The sequence below is a fragment of the Candidatus Poriferisodalis sp. genome, assembly GCF_965204125.1.
GTDB lineage: Bacteria > Actinomycetota > Acidimicrobiia > Acidimicrobiales > Poriferisodalaceae > Poriferisodalis.
Window position 1 is genome coordinate 330,921 of the sequence record NZ_OZ241968.1, and the last position, 20,116, is coordinate 351,036.

The 20,116-nt window shown below is 68.0% G+C and carries 12 protein-coding genes; 2 read left to right on the top strand and 10 right to left on the bottom strand.

What is annotated here, in order from left to right; all coding sequences use genetic code 11:
• Window positions 1-46 precede the first annotated feature (46 nt).
• From ahcY to manB, 4 genes are all read right to left on the bottom strand, one after another.
• The gene (gene ahcY, locus ACOGXD_RS01765; protein WP_419916214.1) at window positions 47-1,513 is read right to left on the bottom strand and encodes an adenosylhomocysteinase; all 1,467 of its coding nucleotides are present in this window, start codon (window positions 1,511-1,513) and stop codon (window positions 47-49) included.
• A gap of 38 nt (window positions 1,514-1,551) precedes the next feature.
• Window positions 1,552-2,643: an SIS domain-containing protein gene (locus tag ACOGXD_RS01770; protein ID WP_419916215.1), complete on the bottom strand. Its 1,092-nt coding sequence runs from the start codon at window positions 2,641-2,643 to the stop codon at window positions 1,552-1,554.
• Window positions 2,640-2,876 carry a Trm112 family protein gene (locus ACOGXD_RS01775; RefSeq protein ID WP_419916216.1) on the bottom strand — a complete coding sequence of 79 codons (237 nt, stop codon included), beginning with the start codon at window positions 2,874-2,876 and terminating at the stop codon, window positions 2,640-2,642. The genes ACOGXD_RS01770 and ACOGXD_RS01775 overlap by 4 nt, the downstream gene beginning before the upstream one ends.
• A 62-nt stretch (window positions 2,877-2,938) precedes the next feature.
• A complete protein-coding gene (gene manB / locus ACOGXD_RS01780) occupies window positions 2,939-4,297 on the bottom strand; it encodes a phosphomannomutase/phosphoglucomutase (RefSeq protein WP_419916217.1) in 1,359 nt (452 codons plus the stop codon).
• Between the two features lie 136 nt (window positions 4,298-4,433).
• Between manB and ACOGXD_RS01785 the strand changes: the two genes are divergently transcribed.
• On the top strand, window positions 4,434-6,008 hold the full coding sequence (locus ACOGXD_RS01785) for a KamA family radical SAM protein (RefSeq protein WP_419916218.1): 1,575 nt from the start codon (window positions 4,434-4,436) through the stop codon (window positions 6,006-6,008).
• Here the strand turns inward: ACOGXD_RS01785 and ACOGXD_RS01790 are convergent.
• Complete coding sequence (locus ACOGXD_RS01790; protein ID WP_419916219.1) at window positions 5,999-9,340, bottom strand: glycosyltransferase; 3,342 nt, start codon at window positions 9,338-9,340, stop codon at window positions 5,999-6,001. The two genes, ACOGXD_RS01785 and ACOGXD_RS01790, sit on opposite strands and share 10 nt — an antisense overlap.
• Window positions 9,341-9,501: 161 nt before the next feature.
• On the opposite strand from ACOGXD_RS01790, the gene ftsH reads away from it, so the two are divergent.
• Window positions 9,502-11,436, top strand: coding sequence for an ATP-dependent zinc metalloprotease FtsH (ftsH, locus tag ACOGXD_RS01795; protein WP_419916220.1), 1,935 nt, complete (start codon window positions 9,502-9,504; stop codon window positions 11,434-11,436).
• On the opposite strand, the gene ACOGXD_RS01800 is transcribed toward ftsH, so the two are convergent.
• From ACOGXD_RS01800 to ACOGXD_RS01820, 5 genes are all read right to left on the bottom strand, one after another.
• Window positions 11,433-11,861 (bottom strand): TlpA family protein disulfide reductase, encoded by a 429-nt coding sequence (locus ACOGXD_RS01800; protein WP_419916221.1) that lies wholly within the window; start codon window positions 11,859-11,861, stop codon window positions 11,433-11,435. The two genes, ftsH and ACOGXD_RS01800, sit on opposite strands and share 4 nt — an antisense overlap.
• A 7-nt stretch (window positions 11,862-11,868) precedes the next feature.
• Window positions 11,869-13,524 carry a hypothetical protein gene (locus ACOGXD_RS01805; protein ID WP_419916222.1) on the bottom strand — a complete coding sequence of 552 codons (1,656 nt, stop codon included), beginning with the start codon at window positions 13,522-13,524 and terminating at the stop codon, window positions 11,869-11,871.
• 10 nt (window positions 13,525-13,534) lie between these two features.
• A complete protein-coding gene (locus ACOGXD_RS01810) occupies window positions 13,535-16,828 on the bottom strand; it encodes a hypothetical protein (protein ID WP_419916223.1) in 3,294 nt (1,097 codons plus the stop codon).
• Window positions 16,829-16,841: 13 nt separating this feature from the next.
• Window positions 16,842-18,926: a SpoIID/LytB domain-containing protein gene (locus ACOGXD_RS01815; protein ID WP_419916224.1), complete on the bottom strand. Its 2,085-nt coding sequence runs from the start codon at window positions 18,924-18,926 to the stop codon at window positions 16,842-16,844.
• Window positions 18,927-19,126: 200 nt separating this feature from the next.
• On the bottom strand, window positions 19,127-20,107 hold the full coding sequence (locus tag ACOGXD_RS01820) for a GDP-mannose 4,6-dehydratase (RefSeq protein WP_419916225.1): 981 nt from the start codon (window positions 20,105-20,107) through the stop codon (window positions 19,127-19,129).
• Window positions 20,108-20,116: the final 9 nt, after the last annotated feature.

A 20,116-nucleotide genomic window follows, 5' to 3' on the forward strand; every position in this document is an offset into this window, starting at 1 on the left:
CGGACCATAGAAGCGACGGTGCCCGCTGCTGAAACGAATTTGTTCTTCAATAGCGGTAGCGATCCGCCTTGTAGGGACCGTCCACGTCGAGACCGAGGTACGAGGCCTGTCCCGGCGTCAGACGAGTGAGTTTTGCACCCAGCCGATCCAGATGCAGCCGAGCCACCTCCTCATCCAGCCGCTTGGGAAGCACGTGAACATCAGCCTCGAGCTCCTCTGCATGAGCGTGCAGCTCAAGCTGAGCAAGCACTTGGTTCGTGAAGCTCATCGACATCACGAAGCTCGGATGCCCGGTCGCGCAGCCGAGGTTCACCAAGCGACCCTCAGCCAGCACAATCACCGAATTCCCGTTCGGGAACACGAACTCGTCCACCTGCGGCTTGATCGAACGGCGTTGGACATCGGACATCGCCGCCAATCCCGCCATGTCGATCTCGTTGTCGAAGTGCCCGATGTTGGCCACGACTGCCTGGTGCTTCATGGCCGACATGTGCTCGGCCGAGATGATGTCGCGGTTGCCCGTCGCGGTCACGTATATGTCGGCGATATCGAGCACGTTGTCGAGCCGATCCACCTCGAAGCCCTCCATGGCGGCCTGCAGCGCGTTGATGGGGTCGATCTCGGAGACGATGACCCGGCAACCCTGGCCGCGCAGCGCCTGCGCGCACCCCTTGCCGACATCGCCGTAGCCCGCCACGAAGGCCACCTTGCCGCCCAGCATCACGTCGGTCGCCCGGTTGATGCCGTCGATCAGGGAGTGCCGGCAGCCGTAGAGATTGTCGAACTTCGACTTCGTGACCGAGTCGTTGACGCTGTAGGCCGGGAAAGTCAGCTCCCCGCGTGCTGCCATCTCGTAGAGCCGGTTCACGCCGGTGGTGGTTTCCTCGGAGACACCTCGCAGACCGGCCGAGACCTGGGTCCACAGGCCGGGCTCGGCGCGCTGGATCTCGTCGAGCAACTCGTGCACCGCTACCTCGTCGGGCGATGCCGCATCCGGGCCGTCGGCAGACTGGCTCGGCACACCGCCTTGAGACTCGTAGCGAGCCCCGAGGTGAACCATCAGCGTGGCGTCCCCGCCGTCGTCGACGATCAGCGTCGGGCCGGGCCCGTCGGGCCAGCGAAGCGCACGGAAATTGCAGCGCCAGTACTCGGCGAGCGTCTCGCCCTTCCATGCGAACACGGGCACGCCTTGCGGGCTGTCCACTGTTCCGCCGCGCCCCAACACGACTGCAGCCGCGGCCTCGTCCTGGGTGGAGAAGATGTTGCAGGACGCCCAGCGCACTCGCGCGCCCAAGTCGACCAAGGTCTCGATCAGCACCGCTGTCTGCACGGTCATGTGCAGCGACCCCGTGATGCGCGCGCCTGCCAGCGGCCGGGCGTCCATGTGCTGCGCGCGCAGGGCCATAAGCCCGGGCATCTCGGTCTCAGCCAGCTCGATCTGGAGCCGTCCTGCAGCCGCCAAGCTCAGGTCGGCTACCTCGAAATCATCGATCAGGCTCGACGCCTGGGTCATGGGATCACCTCGTTCGCAGAGGCCGACAGCCTGCCGCCTCAGGCAAGGAATGCCTTCAGCTCTTCGAGCAGGGGGATCGGGCCGGGGTCACGCCGGGCGGCTGCTGCGACACGCAGGCTCAGCACGTCGACCTGGTAGATGAGGTCGAACAGCTGCGCCATGGGGCCGTCGCCCGCAGCGTGCAGTTCGGCATGCGGCACGGCGATGCGGGCACCGTCAAGCACGCCGTGGGTGAAGTCGTAGCGACGCTGTAGCTGAACGTGCTCGAAGTCGTGGCGCAGCGCGATCACCGCCAGCGGCGAGCCGTCGGCCAAGCGACCGGCTTGGTCCCATCCGGCCAGTTCGTTGTGGCACAGCTCGGGCATGAAGCTGGCGAAGGCAGGGATCTTGGCGTTCTCGTTGATCTGAGCCTTGGCACGCCCCGCAGCCACCGCACCGAGCGCGCCCCCGCCGTAGAAGACGGGAGTCAGCTCACCGTTGCCCACCGCTCTCACGATGCCCTCAAGCGGATCTGCAGCGGCTCCGTCACCGTCGGCGGCATTGCGACGGGTGCGCAGCTGGGCTGCCGCTGAGTCCACCCAATCGGCAATGCCGGACAGCAGACCGGCTCGCTCCAGTGCGACGAGCGGGGCGACGGAGATAGCGCCCACCGCGGCCCGCGGCATCGGGATCGCGGAATCCACCTCGTAGAGCGGTGCAGCCCACTCGCCGGCCAGCTCGGCCAAGCGCCCGCCTGATGTGACGGCCAATACCGAAGCACCTGCATCGTGGGCCGCCGTGGCTGCGGTCAGCGTCTCTTCGGTGTTGCCGCTGAACGAAACGGCGATGGCGAGCGTGGTCGGACCGACGAATGCCGGACACTCGTAGCCCTTGGCTACGGCGACGGGAACCGGCATCAGGGGGGCTGCAAGCGCCGAGACGATGTCACCGGCGACGCCGGAACCGCCCATGCCCATGACCACGACGTTGGCGATACGGCTGCCGTCGACTGCCCCCTCTGTGGCCTGAGACGAGGCGAGCGCAGCCTCCATCTGCTCGGGCAGACCGGCCACTGCTCGCGCCAAGTCGAGGGAATCAGCCGCAGCCTCAGGGGCGGTCGTCACCGGGGTGTCATTGCGCGGCAATGTCACGGCTGGAATGTCGGGATGAGTTCGCCGCTCGCAATGCGGGCGTCCAACGCTGCAGCGGAGGCCGGATCGGCATCGGTCGCCTCGTCGATCAGCAGCACCGGGATGCCGCCGTCGACGGCGTACGTCTTCCGCAGGCGCGGGTTGTACAGCAGATCGTTGGCGGGCACGAAGTACAGCGGTCCTTTGTCCTGCGGGCACGCCAGGACTTCGGCCACGACCGGATCAAGGCCCACGCGTGCCTCCCGGACGTGCCGTGACGCTGTCGTGCGGCGGCGCCTGCGGTTCCATGCGGCGATCATGCCAGCAATGCCGTGATCTCACTCACGCGCTCTGCAACCGCACCGGCGTCAGGCGCCTCGAGATTCAGCCGCAGCAGGGGCTCGGTGTTGGACGGCCGCAGGTTGAACCACCAGTCGCCACCGTCGACCGTGAGGCCGTCCAGATGGTCCTGTGAGAATGTCGCGAAGTGCGCGCCGACCCGTCGCAGCACCTCGTCGACATCGGCAACACGGGTGTTGATCTCACCCGAGGATGCGTACCTGTCGAGCGGCGCCAGCAGCTCCGAGAGCGGCACCTGCGCGGCACTCAGCTGCTCGAGTGCGATGAGCGCCGCGATGAGGCCTGAGTCGGCCCGGTAGTTATCGGCGAAGTAGTAGTGGCCACTGTGCTCACCGCCGAAGACGGCCCCGGTGCGTGCCATCTCTGCCTTGATGAAGCTGTGACCCACCCGGGTGCGCACGGGTTGACCGCCCGCTTCGACGATCGCCTCGGGCACGGCGCGTGAGCAGATCAGGTTGTGCAGGATCGGGCCCGGCCCGTTGTGGCGCAGCATGGCCTGAGCCACCAGCGCAGTGAGCGACGACCCGCTGACTGCCCTGCCTTGCTCGTCCACAAGGAACACCCGGTCGGCATCGCCGTCGAATGCCAGTCCCACGTCGGCCCCGGTGCTGCGCACGCGCTCACTCAGATCGACCAGGTTCTCCGGCTGGATCGGGTCGGCTGGATGGTTGGGAAAGGTGCCGTCGAGCTCGCCGTACATCAGCTCCCACTCGAACGGCAGCGGGTCGAAGACTGCCGGCACCACGAGGCCTCCCATGCCGTTCGCAGTGTCGGCCACCACGCGCAGCGGTCCGAGTCGCGAGACATCGACGAACGAGCGGACGTGGCCGGCGAACGTGTCGAGCAGACGGCGGCGGCTGCGCCGGCCGCCGCCAGGCGGCGATGGGGCCCCCCGTGCCGCCCGCTCAGCGATCTCATCGAGACCGCTGCCCGCACCTACCGGTGCAGCACCCGGGCCGCATAGCTTGATGCCGTTGTAGGACGCCGGATTGTGCGACGCCGTGAGCATCGCTCCCGGCATGCCCAGGTGGCCGGAGGCGAAGTAGAGCAGATCCGTGGAAGCCAGCCCGATGTCGATCACATCGACACCGGCAGCTTGGGCACCATCGGCGAACGCCTCGGCTAGCGAAACGCCGCTCGGGCGCATGTCGCGCGCCATGACGATCTGCGGTGCTGTCGACCACGCCGCAAAGGCGAAACCGATGCCGCGCGCCACTGACGGGCTGAGCTCCTCAGGGCAAATACCACGTATGTCATATGCCTTGACAATGCCCGCCAGAACGCCAGCAGTTACAGGGTCGATTCGGGCCGTCATACGCTCGCAAAGCCTAAAAGACCGCGCAGCGGTGCGCGGCCCTCGCGGACAAGCCCCTTGCAATCTGCACCCTCGTTTCCCTAGGGTGGGAGCAGAGAGTGGGATGCGACCCTGCCTGAAGCAAGCGAGCGAGGCGATGACGAAGAGCAAATACCAGCCAACAGACCGGGAACAATTGGTGCTTGACGAGGTCGAGAACCCCAGGTACGACCGTCAAATTGTCAATGGTCTCGAACCCTTCATGAGTGGCTCCGCTCCTGAGGATTTCCGCACATTCTATAGTGAGAAAGAGCTCAGTGATTTAAGCCAACTGCGTGGGACTGATCGTGATGTAGAAGTAAGAATGCCTGTCAAACTGACACGGCATTATTTCGAAATGGCCAAGTCGAGCGCAGCACTTCAAAAGCTCGTCAAGGCATCACCTGATGAAACTGTGGATCTTGAGGGTGATCCAGACCCCGCCAATCAACTTGACTACAGCCCTATCGAGGGACTGCTGCACAAGTATGAAATGGCGCTGTTGTATGTGATCTCAACCTGCTCTGCTCATTGCAGATTCTGCTATCGCGAGGAGTTGATTGGGCGCAAAGAGATTGAACGGTCGGACGGCACCGTCAAGAAAAAGGGCCTGGCGCAGGTCGGCGAGATCACCGAGTACATCCAGACACACAATGCCGCGGTCGCAGCGAACGGGGGACTTCATCCGGAAACCGGCAGACCGAAGCTGCGTGAGATTCTCCTGTCGGGCGGCGACCCCATGGTGCTGCCGAATTCCAAGCTCGCAGCATGGTTCACGGCATTGGCCGAAGCGGGCGCCGAGGCCATCCGGGTGGGCACCAAGGAGCTGGCGTTCTACCCGGATCGCTTCGATGACGCCTTCTTCGCGATGATCGACCGTTTCCATGAGGTGTATCCCGATGTCGCGATGCGGTTCATGATCCACTTCAACCATCCAGACGAATTCCTGGTCAAAGATGCCGACGGCCAGTACATCGCCGGTGAGAAGGGATTCCTTCAGTGGCGTCCGAACACACGGCGAGCCGTCGATGCGCTGGTCGAACGCGGCTGGATCAGCGTCGAGAACCAGACTCCCATCATCGCTGGAGTCAACGACGATGCCGATGCACTGCGGATCCTCCAGCGCACGCTCAAGGGCGTCGGCGTCGAGAACCACTACTTCTTCTGCGGACGGAACATCATTGCCTACAAGGCATTCAATGTGCCCATCGAGACCGCGTGGCAGCTCCTGAACGATTCGCAACGCGGCCTGTCGGGCGTGGAATCGCACGCCCGGCTCACGATCGTGCACTACAAGGGCAAGACGGAGGTCTCAGCGGTGACCGATGAGCCGATTGCCGGCTTGCCGGGCGCCGAGAACGGCGTGGTGATCTTCAAGGTGCTGCGAAATCCGGCCCACGCGCCGGACCGGGGCAAGGTCACCATCGTCGGGCGGAACCCCGAAGCGCTGTGGTTCGACGAATACGAGGACCGGGTGCTGCTCGACGAAGCGGGCCTGTTCTCCCAGACGCGCCCCAGCGGCGTGACCATTCCGCGCACACCGTCACGGCACCGTGCGTCGCCGAAGGGGCGCACGCCGGGTCAGGCACGGCCTGCCCCGCTCATGGCCGTCGTCGCGAGCAACGAGCACAGGCCGCACCCCAAGAGCCCGGTCAGCGATCCCGCACCTGCAGTTCAGGACGCTCAAGCCTGAGGGGCCGGGCCGACAGGCAGGTCGGCTGGAGGCACTCGAGGAGCGTCGTAGGCGCCGGCGGCGGCGCGGTGGCGGATGCGGCCGATGTCGGCCACCACCTGGAGCGACTGGGCCACCAGACGGACCGTGGTGTCGGCTGAGTGATCCACGGTGACGGGCACTTCGGCGGCCGTCAGCTCGAGGTGCTCGACCAGGTAGAGCACCTCGACGTCGAACGCGAACCTGTCAATGACTGCACGGCTGAAGATCTCCTGCGCAGCATCCGCGGTGAAGCCCTTGAAGCCGCACTGCGTGTCTCGGTAGCGGCGCAGGAGCACGAGGCGCGTGAAGGCGTTGAACATCCGGCTCGCCAACGCACGGGCGGGCCGCGCCGGGTTGATCGTGCGTGCCTCGGCGTGGCGCCGGTTGCCCAGCGCCACATCGGCCCCGTCACGGAGCGCATCGATGAGCGAGGTGAGCTGCCCGGGCGGGTAGGCGAGATCGACATCGGTGAACAGGCGCAGACGGCCGCTCGCCGCCAGCATCCCCGCGCGCACCGCTGCGCCCTTGCCTCGGTTGGCTTCCAGCGACACCACCACATCGGCCCCTGCTCGCTGGGCCGCCTCTGCTGTGCCGTCGGTCGAGCCGTCGTCGACCACCACGATCTCGAGTGGGCCATCCAGCACTTCCTGGCCGCCCAAGGCTGCGCTGATCTCGGTGACGGCTGCGCCGACGAGGTGCGCTGCCTGGTACGCCGGCAGCACAACTGAGACCGCCGCTTCCTCAGCACCGGCGTCCCGCGCGGGAAGCTCAGCCTCCGGTCGGCGTCGGTCGAAGCGCACTGGGGGCCGCACGGCCACCAGCGCGAGCGCTATCGCTCCGAGCACGGTTGCCAGCCAAGCCAGATACTCCACCGCGGTAGCGCCATAGGTCAGCTCGACTCGCTCGTCGGTGGGGACCACCACCATCCAGTTGGGTGTCACCCGGTACGGACCCTGCGCACCCCGCACCGACCAGTTCGGGAAGTACGACACCTTCACCAGCACCGGGATGCCCGTCCGATCTACAGAGAACGACAGCCGCTGCCGGCTCAACTCGGGATCGCTGATCTGCACCGGCGGCAGGGCGCGCCTCGGTGCAGCGCTGAATCGCGTCAGCGACGCAGGCGGCGCTCCGTCCGGGTTGGGAGGCGCCAGCAGCACCACCCGTGACCAGTGCTCCGGCCCGTCCGCTGCAATCGGCACCGCCCACGCCGCAGGGTCGTTCCACCAGATGGCCGCCGGATCGGTCCACGCCCGTCCGGCCTGCGACACATCTTCAGCCACGGCCGGTTCGAACCGCAGCGGTGACACCAGTTCGCTGCCGGCGACGAGGAAGATCGACCACGGTCCCGCCGTGGCGATGTGCTGCAAGTCGGCAGAGCCCAGTGCCGCGGCGGTGGCCTCGGAGCTGAAGGCCGCGTAGTAGCGCACGCCCGACATCTGCAGGTGGGGAACACCCAAGTCGAAGTTCAAGGCGTTGTACGGAAGGCCGCGCATCGGACGCGAGGGTGACGCCGACAGCTCCGACTGCATGAGGAAGTGGAACGGCACCGTAGGCGACGACTCGAAGTAGAGACCCTCCATGGAGGCGATGCAGCCGTCGGTCCAGTGCGGCAGCAGCATCGGGGCCATCGGCGTGCCGTACGCGCCCACGATGTCCCGGTCGTACTCCCACAGCAGGCGCCCGCAGTCGAGGCCGGGCGTCTCGCCGATATCGCTCATGGCTGTGACGAATTCGTGGTACTCGGGATACGCCGGGCGACCCTCGTAGCCGCGGAAGTTCCAGCGCGCCCAGCCGGAAACGAAGTTGCGGTCCTCTGCGGACACGGTGAACGGACCCCAGCGATATGCACCCTCGGCATCGAGCCTCGCACCGGGCGCGCTGCCGAGTTGCAGCGACAGCAGGCCTGCAACCGCCGTCAAGGCAGCGACGGGCACGAACACCCTCACCCAGGGCAGCACGCCATCTCCGGTTGCCACCGGTACCCGCGCGGCAGGGGAAGGGATACCGGCAGCCGGAGCGCCCGCATCCGGGTCGCCTGCATCTGGAGCAGGCGAGCGGCGACGAGTCAGCGTGTCGAGGATGAGCCACAGGCCCATCGCGGCCAGCACGTACACCGCCAAGTACCAGAACGGCAGGATGCGTGCGTTCCACAGCCGGTGCTGGGGCCAGTGCACAAACCCCATGGCCATTGTGACGGCGATGACCGTCCACGTCAGCGCCGGGCGGTACCAGCGTGCGAAGCCGACGACGGCCCCGACGCCCGCCAGCACGAGCAGCCAGGTGATGCTGTGGTGCGCCCCGTCGCCGCTGATGTCGTTGGTGAAGAACAGGTGCTCCCGCACCGAGGTGAGCCGTTCCCAGCCCATGTCGTTGAGGTACGCCCGCCGGGCCACGAACGGCACTGTCCAGAACGCCGACAGCGCGCCGCCGATGATGCCGATGACCAGCGCGTGCCACGACCGGCGCCACTCCATCGCCACGAGCACCGCAACGGCCGCCGCAGGCACCGCCAGGCGAGCCAGCGGGGACTCGGCGAGGTTCCATACAGCGGTCCACAGCATGATCGCCGCGATCGACGCACCCAGCGCCGGAGTCCGGCCGATGCGGCCAGGCAGCGCATGGAGGCCGCGCACTGCCACCATCAGGATGCTGGCGGCCACCGCGAATGCCAGCGGGATGGGATGGCACAGGGCCACGAACGCCAGCACCAGGCTCGCCCGGGCCCGCCCGGTCCCCCGCTCCAGCGAGCGCCAGAGCATGCCCAGGTACACGAGCGTCGCCGACAGCGCGATCGAGAACGCGAACTCCCCTGCCAGCGTCGAGGCTGCGTTCCCGCCGTAGATCGTGAAGTTGACATCGAAGACGAACAGCAGCAGCGCAGCGGGCAGCAGCATCCGCAGCGGCTGTGCCCAGCCCGCCAGCCGACCCATGAGCCAGGCAGCGGCCGGCATCGACACGACGCCGCTGATCGCCACCAGCTTGAACGCCACGCCGTAGGGCAGCACCACGTCCGCCGCCACGATCATCAGGTACGGCAGCACCATGTAGAACTGCATGGCGGGCATGCCTGCGTACCACTCCAGCGACCAGCCGCGCAGCGAGCCCGCCGGCAGCAGTTCGTCGCGCAGGAACGCCGGGCCCCAGACGTGGGCACCCATGTCGCCGCCCGTGGGTATCGACGTGGACACGACAGCACCCGGCTCGAGCCACACCACCGCCGCAACGCAGCTCGCCACAACCACCGCAGCCTCAACCCACGCTCGCAACACCGACCCCGTATCAGAGGGGCGCGTGGTCAGTGCGGCCACCCGCGCAGGCTAGAGGCCGGGCGGAGAGGCGACGACGCGGCCCGTCCGATAGGGGTCCGGCGACTGCCGGGCCCCGTATTTCCCGCTCTTGTTCGCTGCGCTCACGGGCCGCTCGGGCCACGGCATCGCCGCATAGCGGCTCAGCCTCTTAGCATGAACCCATGGCATCCGAGGTGCCCTCGGGCGAGCGGCACTCCCGCGCGCGCAAGCCGCGCGCCAGCGAGCCTCCCGACGTGCCGGCCGACGACGCGCCCAAGGACGGGTCCAGGCACAGCGCGCCGTCCCCGGCCGACTCCGGAGCCCGCCGGCGCAGCGAGCGCTGGCCGCGCTGGTCGATCTGGCTGCTCGCCATGGTGCTGTTGTCGGTGATGTTCCTGCCCGGACTCCTGCGCAACGACGGCGGCGAGCCCATCGACTACAGCGCACTCATCGCCGAGGTCTCCTCGGGGACCGTGAGCAGCGTCACGGTCACCAACGGCACCGGCGCGATCACCGGCGAGTACACCGACGGCACCCGGTTCTCCTCCGAGGGTCCGGTGGAGCTGCCCGAGACCGATCTGGACTTGCTGCGAGAGCGCGAGGTGAACATCGAGTTCCATACCGACCGGCCCAACCTGCTCGTCAGCCTGCTGCCGTTCCTGCTGCCGTTCGGCTTGATCTTCCTGCTGTTCTGGTGGATGCAGCGCCGGGCGCAGGGCCAGATGTCGGGGATCATGTCGATCGGCCGGAGCAAGGCCAAGACCTACACCACCGAGCGGCCCTCCACGAAGTTCGAGGACATCGCCGGCTACGACGGCGTCAAGCAGGAGATCACCGAGGTCGTCGACTTCCTCAGAACGCCCGAACGCTTCACGGCGATCGGCGCCAAGGTCCCCAAGGGAGTGCTGCTGGTGGGCCCGCCGGGCACCGGCAAGACGCTCATTGCCAGGGCCGTGGCCGGGGAGGCCGGTGTGCCGTTCCTGTCGGTCACCGGCTCGGACTTCATGGAGATGTTCGTGGGCGTCGGCGCCAGCCGTGTGCGAGACCTGTTCCAGAGCGCCCGCAAGCTGGGGCGGGCGATCATCTTCATCGACGAGATCGACTCGATCGGCCGCAAGCGAGGAGCGGGTCTCGGCGGCGGCCACGACGAGCGCGAGCAGACGCTCAACCAGATGCTGGCCGAGATGGACGGCTTCGAGGAGAGCGGCGGCATCGTGATGATGGCGGCCACCAACCGGCCCGACATCTTGGACCCCGCCCTGCTGCGGCCCGGCCGGTTCGACCGCCAGGTGGTCGTGCCGCTGCCGGAGTTCTCCGAGCGGCTCGCCATCCTGGAGGTGCACTCCAAGGACAAGAAGACCGACCCCGACGTGCAGTTCGACACCTTGGCGAAGGGCACGCCCGGCATGAGCGGCGCCGACCTGGCGAACCTGGTGAACGAAGCGGCACTGCACGCCGTGCGGCGCGACTCGGAATCGATCGCCCAGGCCGACTTCGAGGCAGCGCGCGACCGGGTGCTGATGGGCCAGCGCCGCGAGTCGGTGGCGCTGACCGAGCGGGAGCGAGAAGTCACCGCCTACCACGAGGGCGGGCACGCGCTGATCGCCACGCTGTTCCCGCACGCCGACCCGGTGCACAAGGTGACGATCCTGCCGACCGGCCAAGCCCTCGGCGTCACCATGCAGCTGCCCGAGGAACGCCACGCCTACAGCCAGGAGTACATCGAGGACCGGCTGGCGGTGCTGTTCGGCGGCCGCATGGCAGAGGAAACCGTGTTCGGCGTGACCTCGACCGGGGCGGCGAACGACCTCGTGCAGGGCACCGAGCTGGCGCGCAAGATGGTCTCCGAGTGGGGCATGAGCGACCGGGTGGGGCCGATGGCCTGGGGGTCGCACGCGCAGGTCTTCCTCGGCGAGGATCTCGTGTCGGGGCGCGACTACTCAGACGAGACTGCCCGGGTCATCGACGAGGAAGTCGAGCGGATCCTGCGGACTCAGCAGGACCGGGCACGCAACGCGCTCGTGGAGCACCGGGCGGCGCTCGACCGGATCGCCGCGGCCCTGCTCGAGCACGAGACCGTCACGGGCGAGCAGATCACCGCGCTCGTGGCTGGCTAGTCCTGCGGTTCGGCGGGGCGCACGACCTGCGCTAGCGCCGCAGCCAGGCCCGACAGGTCAACGCTGCCGACCCAGCCATCGACCACACGGCCGTCGGCATCGGCCACCACCGTCGTCGGCACAGTGTCGATGCCGTGCTGGCGATGCAGTTCCCGCTCGACGCCGAACGGCACTTCGGCGACGGGCAGCCCGGCGCCAGCCGGACCTCGCACCACGGCAAGCGCTGCTTGGCAGGTGCGGCAGGTCTCCTCGGTGAAGACCACCAGCGCCGGACCTTCCGGGATGCCAACCGCCACGAGGTCGACGGCGGGGGGCAGTTCCGACCGCGGCACCGCCGTGGCCGATGCGCTGCAGCGGCGCTGGGCCAGCGTCGCGATCGCGATCGCGACCACGATCAGAACAGCAGCAATTGCGAGGCGCTCCATCAGCCGCTCACCAGGCCACCGGATGCGCCACGCTCAGGCCTGCATCGGCCACTCGTGCCTGCCACAGCAGCACTGCGAACGGCGAGTCGGACACGAGGAGGCGGGCCGTGCCGCTGGCCAGCCGGTGAGTGACCACTCCCGATGCCGGCACGTCGATGACGGCGACCGTCTCGCGGCCCAGTGTTGCGACCACCACACGGCTGTCGCCGCCTGTCGGAGTGGCTGAAGCGCCGTCACCTTCGTCATCGCTCTCTGACGGCGCGAACGGGTCGGTCATGATCGTCACGAAGGCCTCGCCGCCGGACTGCGGCGCAATGACAACCAGCCACCGATTGCCCGTCTGGACGACACCTGGCACGAATGCCAGGCCCGACTGCGCCCGCAGCACCGGCGGGTGGGCCTCGACTGCCGACTCGTCGGCGCTGCCGGGCACGGCGGCGCCCGTTGTGTCGCCGGTCTGGGCAACCACCGTGGCGGACTCGGCTTCGGGCTCAGAGACGTCAGCAGCAGATTCCGAGTCGGCCCTGATGTCGGTGAGCGGGCTCGCCGCATTGCCCACCAGCGTTTCCGCCCACACCACGATGGGCACGTCATTCTGCGAGGCAACGGACACGCCGAAGGGGAGTCCGGGCGCAGCGAGGAGCGTTTCCAATCCCGGTGCCAGTTTGCCGGGCGACTCGACCGTCAACTCCACCACATCGTGCGACGCCACTGCAAAGGCCAGACGGTCGCTGAGCGGGTCGTCGGACACGATCGACGCAGCGACTTCCGCCACGTCGTCGGACGGGTTGAAGACTCGCACCCACAACCGCGTGCCATCGTCGATGCCGGGGACCGGCACGAGCCAGCGCTCGCCAGTAGCCACCGACGCGAGCTCCGCGGCCAGGCCGCGGCGGCCGACGCTCCCGTCGTACGCCACGAGCGAATCCACGGCGATGCGCCCGGCGCGGGCCCGCACCGATGCCGCCACGACATCTCGACGGCGCGCATGCTCGCCGATGTCGACGGCGACGGTGCTCCACGCCGGCACCACCACCCCGGTCAGCGCCGGCGCCACGAACGGGCCGAATTCAGCTTCCGAAGCAAACGTGACGTCGACGATCGCATCCCGGGGCAGCGGGTTCATGATGGCCAGCACCGCCAGCGCGTCGGACTGCGTATCGCCGACAGGTATGTACCAATCCGGTGCCAGCAGGCTCGAACAGCGAGCCTCGTCAATCCCGAGCGGCGAGACGAACCTGCGCGTCACCGCTAGCCCGCCCGATGAAGCCTCCACCAGCGCTCCGGTGACCTCGTCGCTCACATAGTCCGACGTGCTGACCACACCGGTGCTGTGGGGCGCAACGTCGGCCATCACATACCGCCGACCCGTTGTGCGTCCCCGGAACTCGACAGACACCGATGCCACTTCGGCTGTCATATTCGTGAGCAGCACCTCTGTGGTGACCTCTCCGAAACCCTGAACTGGTCCTCGCATGCCAACGAGAGGGCAGAACCAGCTCGATGTGAGCGCATCGGGGGGTGGCACCGCGACCTGCGCGTGCGCCTGCGGGCCTGCAGCGGCGACAATCGGGGCCGCGCGGTCGTCGCGTGCGTCGATCACCAGCGCTGCGACAAGTGCCAGCGGAATCAGCAGCCGGGGCAGCCACCGGATGACCTTCACCGCGCTGCCCTCATGAGTCCGCCACCGTGCCGCCAGGAACGCCGCTCCGCTGCGACCCCCGCGCTGCCCTCTTCATCAGCCTGGAGATCCGGTCGGCGAGGGGGGTCGGCTGGCCGATTGCCATCCAGATCAACGTCAGCCAGATCAGCACCTGTGCAGCGACCCGGTTGGACGCCACGGTCGAACGCTCAAAGCGCAGCTCAGCCTGGCCGGCTTGGGGCGGATCGAAGCGCATCGCCCAGCCCAGCGCCGGGGCGGGCTCGACTGCCGCAGAGCCTGCGTTGTCCGCGTCGTCGATATGGAGTCGCCAGCCCGGATCGTAGGACTCGGCGACCAGCAACGTGCCAGAGCCCACCGGTCCGAACTGGCTCGTCGCCGACCGGTAATCCGTGAGCACGCCGATGCCGTCGGTCAAGTCGCTCACCACGAGATCCACTGGATCCGTCGCGAAGCCTGCCGGGATCGGCCGGGAGAACTGTGACCGCGAAGACCACCACGCCTCGTTGCGGAACACCTGCACCGAGGGATCCGCCGCTAGCGGGCGCAGATCGATCTGCGAGGCGAGCGCCTCGGAAACCGCCGCGGACACCGGTCGGTCCCAGCCGTCGGCGTACGACGGCCCAGAGCGTTCCACCACCACGACATACCTGACGCCGAAAGAACCCAGCAGCCGTCCCAATCGCAGCGTGTCGCCCGCCAATCCCACCCGTACGGCGTCTGCCAGGCGTTCATCGCCGGGTGCTCGCGGCGTGGCCCATGAGTGCCGGATGTCGGGATACCCCCGAACCGACGTCCCCATAGCGAGTCCCTCCACGCCGAGGTCGGTGCCGCGCAACGGCAGAACCTCCGGAGCGCCAAGCCAGAGCACCCGGTAGTCAGGCCCGACGTCCCGGTCATCGACCAGCCCGAGCGGCACCCGGTGGTCGAAGCTCGGCGCCGTCCAGTCGCCGTCGATCGACGCCCACGCCGTCGGGACCACCATGGCACCCACCGCGATGCCGCTCAGCAAGACCATGGCACTGCGGATCCGGGGCGGTGCATCTCCGTCGGCGGGCGCCAGGGCTGCGGGTCCTGCTGCGGCGGCCCAGCACAGACCGACGGCCCCGAATGCCAAGGACACTTCGGCGAGCGAGAACCCTGGCGTTGCGCTGCTGATCAGCTGATCGGCCCAGCCGGCCACGATGAACCAAGCGAACCCGAAGCCGGCCAGCGCTACCAGCCAACCGCGCACCGCCGTCCACAGCCGGCCTCCGCTCCCGGCCAGCAGCGGCACCGCCGCAGCCACCAGCAGACCCCAGCTGAGCGGAAGATCGCCGAGCGGGCCGGTCTGGAACCGCAACAGCTCCCCCAGCGACGACGGTGTCGACGAAGTGCGGCCGCCGAGCGAGACATCGAGATAGGCGCGCAGCGAACTGAACTCGAACAGCCAGGGCAGATACGCCACCACTGCGAGCGCCACAGCCGCAGCGACCCGCAGCAATCCGGCGATCGCTGCCCCGAGCGGCTCGCGGCGCGCCGTACGGCGCACCAACTCGACAACGGTGAGGGCCACTCCTGTGGCGACCGCCAGCACCATCATGAACGGCTCGAACGCCGCCGCAACAGCCAGCAGCAAGGCGAGCGATGCCACTCTGGCCGCGGTGCCACGCCGAGAGCCGTCGCGTGGACGTTGAGCGCCCGACGCGTTCACTAGGCGGCTGGTGAGCAGCACGATCGCAGGTGCAGTTCCGTATGCCAGCAGTACGTCCCAGCGGCCGGCCGCCAGCGCGTTGTACGGCAACGGGCACACGGCGTACAGCACGAGAGCGACCAGCCGGCCATTGCGACTCGGCCCGTCTCCACTGGATCCAGTGGCGCACAGCCTCCACATGCCGATGGGACCCGCGAGCACTAGGCCCCAGATGGCAATGTTCCTCAGCATTCCGACGGAACCAAGCAGCACAGTGCTGCCGAGGCCCAGCAAGCCCATCGCGGGTGGGCCGACGCCGCCTGCACCAACCCCTACATCACGCCAGCCATCCAGATACGCCCCGAGCATCGTGCCGGCATCGGGGAAATGTGCGAATTGGCCGTACGCCCCGATGCCGCCCGTGAGCAGGTGACGAGAGCCAAAGGCGATCAGCCCGAGCACCCCCAGCCAGACCACCCACACGGTCCGGTGCGCATTGCGTCTCCAGGTGCCGAGGATGCTCTCGTCGATCGTGGTCCGTGCCGCCAGCCCGCCTTCAGGACTCAGGCGATAGCGGAACCAGTCGGCGACACGCACCGAACCGCCCTGCTGCAGTCGGCGCAGATCGGCATCTCGCACCCGCCGGTAGCGCTTGGCAGCGCCGCGCAATGCGAACGTGCCCCCGAGGTGGCGCGCGTTCCACAGCCATGCCAACGCCACATCCGAGGCCTGGGCGAACCGCCCGCGCAGCGCGGCCAGCAACACCTCGCCTGCAGCCAGCACCGCTGCGAGAATCACGGCAGGCAGCAGGTGCACCCACCCGTAGCACTTCGTCATGGTGCGCAGGCGGGCTCGGTGCTCGTGCTGGCGCGCCGAGGGCCCATGGGCGGCCTGTGTGGTGGCAGACCGCACGGTCCCGGTTGCAGACGGCACCACCCGGACCCGCGCACCGGAGAGCTGTATCCGCCAGCAGAGATCGACAACGGCGCCATCGCCTTCGAGCGCTGGATCGAAGCCGCCGACGATGCGGAAGATGTCCTCCCGCACCAGCATCGCCTCAGTGGGAGCCACGAACAGATCGCGGGACTCGTCGTGCTGTTCTTGGTCGAGTTCGTCCTGCCCGGCGACCGGAATCCGGACCCCGAGCCGGTCGGCCGTGCCGCCAAGATCGCGCAGCGTCAGACCGTCGTCGGCGTCGAGCAGCTTGGGTCCGGCCATACCGACGATCCGGCCCGGGACGTTCTCGGCATCGTCGACGAGGATGCTGATGGCATCGGGCGCCAGCGCGACGCGATCGGAGAGGAAGAGGAGGTAATCGGCTCCCCGGACCAGCGATGCTCCCCGGTTGTTGACCGCGCCCATCCGCCCGCGCTGCGCCCCACGGCTTCGACCCCTACGTGATGACGCGGGGTCGGCGACCGCGGCGGTGGGGAGCACTTCACGGACCCGGCGTCCCTGCTCGCCCGCCGCGTCGCACAGCACCAGCACAGCGAGCCGCGGGTAGTCCTGGGCCGCGAGAGCGCGCAATGCGAACTCGGTATCGGACCACCGCGAACCGGCGGTGACGATGGCAGCGACTGCCGGCGGAGGTGCCGGAGCAGCAGGTTCGGCCTCAGCGGGCGGCGGCTTCGCCATTCGGCTCAGCCTCCTAGGGCACCGATTCGGCAGCGACGACGCCGAGCCCCGCCCGGGAGGTGCGGTAATCCGGCGCGTCCCCGTAGTTGAAGCTGGTGCCGTCACTCCACACCAGCCAGTAGCCGTATCCACTGGATGTGGCAGCAAATCCGACAGCGCGCAGCCGGTTCTGGCGATCGGCTCGATCGCCGTGATGATCTGCCGCGCCGATGGCGTGCACTGCCGTATCGGCACCGGCAAGCCAATAGCCGCCGCCGTCCGGCGCGGCCGCAAGACCGATGCCGGCCATGCCAGAGCGCAGCAGCGGTCCGCAACCGAGATCGCGTGCGTCGCCGAATGCCAGGACGCGCCCGTCGTCGAGCGCCAGCCAGTAGCCGTCGCCAGTCGGCGAAGCCTCGATGTCGACGACCGCAGCAGCTAGCCAAAGGTGCGCGAGGGCCCCCCAGTGTCCGGCAGCTCCGAATGCGAACACGTCGCCCTGGCTGGTCACGAGCCAGTAACCGTCACCGTCCGGATGAGCAGCCATCGCCACGACGGACTCGGCCCCCCCGGCGCCGACCGCGTTCCCGTGATAGTCGGCGTCGCCGAAGGACTGGACGTCGCCGCCGGAGGTCGCGAGCCAGTAACCGTCACCGTCCGGATGGGCAGCCATGGCCGTGAACCTGCCCGACGAAGACACGGTTCCGTTGCCGAGATGCTCTGCGGAGCCGTCGGCAAGGACGGTGCCGTCAGACTTCAGCACCCACAAGCCGGGGCTGTCCGTCTCTGCCGGCGGATCCGGGGTGCCAGAAGCAGGCCGCTCGCAGGGCTGGCCATCGGGGAACTGAGGGAAGCGGTACCAGTCGGACCGCAGAGCGAATTTCTTGCGGAAGGGATCGCGTGCCCAGCGGTTCCACTGCCCGTCCTCGACGCCATCGGTGCCCACGATGCGCAGGCCGCGGGTCCGCCCGCCCCACGCGCCGTTGCCGTTGCGGTGCGTGACCTCGATGCACACGAGGCTGCCGATGCTCGGATAGGCCGCCTCGATGTCCGATCTGCTGATGCGGAACTCCCATGCATGGTTGGAATTGCCGGCCGTCGAGTCGCCGAGATCCTGAACGCCAGGGAATCGGGACCCCTCGTCAAGCCCGGCCGTCCAGCCGCCGCTCGACGCGTGAAATTCAGCGAACGCAATCGATCCGTCATCATGGACGCGAACATGGCCCGCCGTGTTCCGGATTGCGGTGTTGGTGTGGATGTACCGGGTTCCGTGATCGAGCGCGTTCCCGTCGCGGGCGGCGCCGAAATACACCTGGCATCTCGCGGTGTCGCACGTGTCGGTGAACCGCCCCTGGCTTCCGCTGCTTGCGCGCGCGGCCGCCAGCGAGAGCACGTACGAGCGCGCAGCGATTGCCTGGGCCTCAAGAGCGGCGATACCGCGCCCGTCACCTTCAGCACCCCAATGCGGACGGCTCTCGTTGGGCACGACGCCGCGCAGGTACTGCTCCAGCGGGACCCGGTTGAATGCGAACGGGCCGTTCTGATCCACCACGCCGAGGACGCCCCGGTAAGCGACCCGTCTCGACTCCACCGCCGTGTCGCGTCCATCGCAGTAGATCATCACCAAGAGTTGCGACTGATCGTCCACGGCGTAGTCGCTGTTCGACGGGACGGCTTCGACGTACCGGTCGCCGCGACGGCTCGACGCAGAGAGCCCGTCGGTCACTAGCTCACCGCGACGCCCGCAGCCTGCGTCTGAGCGCACCCAGAAATCGCCAGAGCTGACACCGATCCGCACGACGTCACCGCCGTCGAAGCTCCGGCCGGCCACGGTGAACGCCGAGGCAGACGTGACCAGCAGGTCATTTCGGTCGTTGCCCGTGAGATGCACCCAGACATCGCGGTTGCTCACGGAGGACTGGGTGGTGTTGCTGTAGTAATGCTTGACGATCTGGTCACTTGTCCAGCGATGGTCGACGGCATAGCCCAGCGCACCCCACTGGCTGAGCCCATTGCCATGCCCGAAACCCCGGCCCTCCACGACGATCACACTCGGGGCCGGCTCAGCGGACTGTGCGCCTGCCGGCGGCACCGCGAACGCCAGGGATCCAGCCGTCACCGCACACGCCACGGCCATGCCGGCGAGCCGGCGCCGCCTCGCCGTGGCGTGCCGCGACCTAGGGAGTTCCCGCACCCCTGTAGTGGTACCGGCCTGCGGGTGCTGCCGGTCGGATATTGCGCCGAATGCCGCCCGCGCTCGCGCCCGAACGCGCCGGTGCCATCTGCTGCCCCTGGGGCAGGAATCCCGCAGTGGAGTCGTCACTTCAGCTTGCGCCGCTCGATCTCGATGTCGTTGGTGACCATCGACGTCACCAGCTCTTCGAATGACATCTGCGGCATCCATCCCAGTTCCCTTGCAGCCTTGGAGGCATCGCCGACCAGCAGGTCGACCTCTGCAGGCCGGAAGAACCGGGCATCGATCCGCACGTAACGCTCCCAGTCGTCGATGCCGGCTGCGGCGAAGGCGAGCTGCACGAAGTCGCGCACTGCGTGCGTCTTGCCCGTCGCGATGACGTAGTCATCGGGCTCGGGCTGGGAGAGCATGAGATGCATCGCCCGCACGTAGTCGCCGGCGAAACCCCAGTCGCGCTTGGCGTCGAGGTTCCCGAGTGCCACCTCGTCCTGCAGTCCGAGCTTGATGCGTGCGACGGCGTTGGTGACCTTGCGGGTCACGAATTCGAGGCCGCGCCGGGGGGACTCGTGGTTGAACAGGATGCCGCTGCAGGCGTACAGCCCGTAGCTCTCGCGGTAGTTCACAGTGGTGTTGTGCCCGAACACCTTGGCCGAGCCGTAGGGGCTGCGCGGGTGCAGCGGCGTCAGCTCGTTCTGGGGTGTCTCGCGCACCTTGCCGAACATCTCGCTGGAGGAGGCCTGGTAGAAGCGGATCGGGTTGTTCACACCGCCCACGAGGCGAATGGCTTCCAGCATGCGCAGCACGCCGAGACCGGTGACATTGGCAGTCAGCTCGGGCTGCTTGAACGACAGCGCCACGAAGCTGATGGCGCCGAGGTTGTACACCTCGTCGGGTTGGGTGTATTCGAGTGCTGCGATGAGCGATGCGAGGTCTGCGAGGTCGCCCGGCACGAGCTCGACATAGGGCAGATCGGCCGCCACTGTCTCCGAGCGCGGATTGTGCTGACCGGTCATCAGCCCGACTACCCGGTAGCCCTCGCCGTGCAGGTACTCGGCCAGGTATTGGCCGTCCTGGCCAGTGATTCCGGTGATGAGGGCCGTCGGCACGGATCAGCT